The 4470-nt window shown below is 74.3% G+C and carries 2 protein-coding genes; both read left to right on the plus strand.

What is annotated here, in order from left to right:
- Positions 1 to 36: 36 nt before the first annotated feature.
- On the plus strand, positions 37 to 1350 hold the full coding sequence (locus MHY29_RS11335; protein WP_239241297.1) for an MFS transporter: 1314 nt from the start codon (positions 37 to 39) through the stop codon (positions 1348 to 1350).
- 45 nt (positions 1351 to 1395) lie between these two features.
- Positions 1396 to 4470 (plus strand): Na+/H+ antiporter subunit A (locus MHY29_RS11340; protein WP_239241295.1); only part of this gene is annotated, 3075 nt, incomplete at its 3' end.

The following is a 4470-nucleotide window of genomic DNA, read 5'->3' on the forward strand; positions in this document are numbered from 1 at the left end:
GCCCCGCACGGTGGCGCCGGCCCCGCCCCCGCACGCGTGCCCCGCGGCCGGGTCCTCGCGTGGGCGGCGTGGGACTGGGGCTCGGCGGCCTTCAACGCCGTGATGGTGACGTTCGTGTTCGGCACCTACCTGGCCTCGGACGCGTTCGGCCCGGATGACCGCGGCACCCAGTGGCTCTCGGCGGCGAACGCGCTGGCCGGCGTCGTGATCGCCCTGACCGCCCCGGCGCTGGGCCGCCTGGCGGACGGGACGGGCCGGCGTCGGCTGTGGATCGCCCTGACCACGGGCGCGGTGATCGCCTGCACGGCGGCGTGCTTCCTGGTCACCCCGGAGGAGTCGATGCTGGGCCTCGGCGTGACGCTGATCGCCCTGGGCACGGTGTTCTTCGAGATCGCCTCGGTGCACATCAACGCGATCCTGCTGCAGATCTCCACCCCCGCCACGATCGGCCGCGTCTCCGGCTTCGGCTGGGGCGCCGGCTACCTGGGCGGGATCGTGCTGCTGCTGATCGTGTTCGTCGGGTTCGTCTCCGGGGACGATCACTGGTTCGGGGTGGGGGAGGAGCGGGCCCTGAACATCCGCGTGGTGGCGCTGGTGGCGGCAGCCTGGTTCCTCGTGTTCGCCCTGCCCGTGCTGGCCGCCTCCCCGGAGCCGCCCGCGGCCCGGGGGGCGGACGGCTCGCCCCGTCGCGAGTCCCTGGTCGAGTCCTACCGGGGCCTTGGGCGGACGCTGGCGCGGATGTGGCGGCAGGACCGGCTCACCCTCCGCTTCCTCGCCGCCTCGGCGGTCTTCCGCGACGGCGTGGGCGCCGTGTTCGTCTACGGCGCCATCCTGGGGACCACGCTCTACGGGCTGGCGGCGCAGGACGTGGTGCTGTTCGCGATCGTCGCGAACGTCGTCGCCGCCCTGGGCGCGTTCGCCGGCGGCCGCCTGGACGACGCCCTGGGTCCGCGCCGCGTGATCCTGGGGTCCCTGGCGGCGATGGTCGTCGTCGCCGCCGCCCTGTTCCTCGCCGAGGGGACCGCCGCCTTCTGGGCCGGCGGGCTGGCGCTGTGCCTGTTCGTGGGACCGGTGCAGTCCGCCTCCCGCGCCTTCCTCGGCCGGCTCACCGTCCCGGAGACGGCGGGGGAGGCCTACGGCCTCTACGCGACGACGGGCCGCGCCATCGGCTTCATCACGCCGGCCCTGGTGTCCGCCGCGCTCGCGGTGTGGGGGGACAGCCGCGTCATCATCCCGGTCATCGCCCTCGTGCTGCTCGCCGGCGGGGCGCTGCTGCTGGGCGTGCGGGAGCCGGAGGGGCCGACCGTCGCGAGCGCCCGGCCCGGGACAGGCCCCCGGGTCGCTCGCTAGGGTGGAGAGCGCCCTCGCCAACCCTCCCCACGACGAACGGACCCCATGACCGTCCTGCTCACCGCCCTGTTCGCCGTGGCGCTGCTGGCGCCGGTGCTGTTCCGGCGGACCGGGCGGCGGGGATTCCACCTCCTGGCGGCGGCGCCCGCCGCCGGCTTCGTGTGGGTGCTGGCCCAGTTGCCGCAGGTCTTCGTCCTGCAGGACGCGCTGGACCGCGGTGCGCCCGCCCCGGCCTCGGCCGCCCACCTGGACACCACCGTGGAGTGGATCCCCTATCTGGACATCGCGCTGAGCTTCCGCCTGGACGCGCTCTCGGCGTTCATGTCCCTCATCGTCCTCGGCGTCGGCGCCCTGGTGCTGTCCTACTGCGCGAGCTACTTCCGCGAGCACGAGCCGCGCCACGCCGTCTTCGGCGCGGAGCTGCTGGCGTTCGCCGGCGCCATGTTCGGCCTCGTCACCACCGACGACGTCATGGTCCTCTACACGTTCTGGGAGATCACCTCGGTGCTCTCCTTCCTGCTGATCGGCTACTCGGGCCAGCGCATCTTCGCCCGCCGCTCGGCCATCCAGGCGTTGATCGTCACCACCTTCGGCGGCCTCGCCATGCTCGCCGGCCTGGTGATGCTGGCCGTGCAGGCCGGTTCCTGGCGCGTTTCGGGGATCCTCGCCGCCGCCCCGGAGCTGATGGAGCGGGCCCCGCGCGGCCTGCTGGAGGCCGCCGTCGCCCTGGTGCTGGTGGGCGCCCTCTCCAAGTCCGCGCAGGTGCCCTTCCACTTCTGGCTGCCGGCCGCCATGGCCGCGCCCACCCCCGTCTCCGCGTACCTGCACGCCGCCGCGATGGTGAAGGCCGGCGTCTTCCTGGTGGCCCGCCTGGCCCCGGGCTTCGCGTCCCTGGCGTCCTGGCAGGTGCTCGTGCTCGGCGTCGGGCTGTGGACCCTGATCCTGGGCGGCTGGCGCGCCCTGCGGCAGACGGACGTCAAGCTCGTGATCGCCTACGGCACCGTCTCCCAGCTCGGCTTCCTCATGGTGGCCAACGGGCTGGGCACGCGCGACGCCGCCCTGGCCGGCCTGGCCATGCTCCTCGCCCACGCCGTGTTCAAGGCCCCGCTGTTCATGGTGGTCGGCATCATCGACCACGAGGCCGGCACCCGCGACCTGCGCCGCCTGTCCGGGATCGGCCGCCGCGAGCCCGCGCTCGCGGCCGTGGCGATCGTCGCGGCCGCCTCCATGGCGGGCCTGCCCCCGCTGTTCGGGTTCGTGGCCAAGGAGTCCGTGCTCGAGTCCCTGGCCGGGCACGGCGAGCACGCCGGCACGGTGTGGGGCTGGACGCCCCTGGTGGGCATGGCCCTCGGCTCCGTGCTGACGTTCGCCTACACGTGGCGGTTCCTCTGGGGCGCGTTCGCCACCAAGGACGGACGGGACTCCCCGGACGGCGAGCCCGTGCCGGAGACCCGGTTCCACTCCCGGCTCACCGCCGAGGACCTCCTGCCTCCGGGCCTCCTGGCCCTCGCCTGCCTGGTCCTGGGCCTTGCGCCGGGGCTCCCGGAGGCCCTGATCTCCGCGCACACGGCCAGACTCGCGCCGCTGGACGCGGCGGAGGAGCCCGCCCACCTGGCGCTGTGGCACGGGATCACGCCGATCCTCGGGGTGTCCGTGGCCATCTGGGTGCTCGGAGCCGCCCTCGCCGTCGCGCGCCGCCCGCTGCAGCGCCTGCAGGCTCGCGTGGCGTTCCCGGTCGAGGCCGCTGCCGTCTACCAGCGGATCACCGGGGCCGTGGACGCGGCGGCCGTGTGGGTCACCGGCCGCACCCAGACCGGCTCGCTGCGGCGCTACCTGTTCATCATCCTGGCCACCGCGACGGCTCTGCCCGCCCTCGCCATGCTCGTCCCTGCGGGGGAGGAGGACCGGGTCCTGTCCACCGCTTTCCTCGAGGCGGACCTCGTGCCGTTCACGACGCCCGCGCAGCTGGGCATCGCCGCGCTCGTCTGCGTGGCTGCCGTGCTGGCCGTCCGGGCCCGCCGCCGCTTCATGGCGATCATGCTGGTCTCCGTCACCGGCTACGGGTCCGCCGCGCTGTTCGCCCTGCGCGGGGCGCCCGACCTGGCCGTCACCCAGGTGCTCGTCGAGTCCATCGTGCTGATCACGGTCATCCTGGGTCTGCGCGTGCTGCCCCCGGACTGGCACTCCAAGACCACCGGCCGTCGCCGCGTGCCGCGCCTGCTGCTGGGCGTGGGCTTCGCCCTCGTGATGATGTGGGTGGCCGCCACCGCCCTCGGCGCGCGCACCGCCGAGCGGGTCTCCCTGGACATGCCGCGCCTGGCCTACCAGCACGGATACGGGGCGAACGCGGTCAACGTGACCCTCGTGGACCTGCGGGCCTGGGACACCTGGGGGGAGATCACCGTGCTCGCCGTCGCCGCGACGGGCGTGGCCTCCCTGGTGTTCCTGGAGCACCGGGACAAGCGCCGGCGGGACCTGGACACCGTGGTCCCCGGCTCCGTGGGCAACTACGGCGCCGAGTCGGCGCTGGGCACCCGCGAGCTCTCCGTGGTGCGGAGCTTCGCCGTGGACGACCGCAACGACCAGTGGCTGATCGCCGGGCACACCATGGCCCCCGAACGGCGCTCGATCATCCTCGAGGTGGTCACCCGCTTCCTGTTCCCGGCCATGATGCTGCTGTCCGTGTACCTGCTGCTGGCCGGGCACAACACCCCCGGCGGGGGCTTCGCCGGCGGACTGCTCGCGGGCCTGGCCCTGGCCCTGCGCTACCTCGCCGGCGGGCGCTACGAGCTGCAGGAGGCCTCGCGCATCCCGGCCGGCACGCTGCTCGGCCTCGGCCTGGGCATCGCCACCCTCACGGGCCTGGCCCCGCTGCTGTTCGGCGGGCAGGTCCTGCAGTCCTACAAGGTCGAGTTCCACGACCTCTGGCTGTTCGGGGACTCGTTGAAGATCGTCTCCGCCACCGCGTTCGACGTCGGCGTCTACCTCGTCGTCGTCGGCCTGTCGATCGACGTGCTGCGCTCGCTCGGCGCGGAGATCGACCGCCGCGGTGACGAGTGGCAGGACGCCCGCCGACGGGCCGCCCGGCGTCGCGCCTCGCCCCGTCCGGCGCGGCCGCGT

The sequence above is a fragment of the Micrococcus sp. ACRRV genome (genome assembly GCF_022346985.1).
GTDB classification, from domain to species: domain Bacteria; phylum Actinomycetota; class Actinomycetes; order Actinomycetales; family Micrococcaceae; genus Micrococcus; species Micrococcus porci.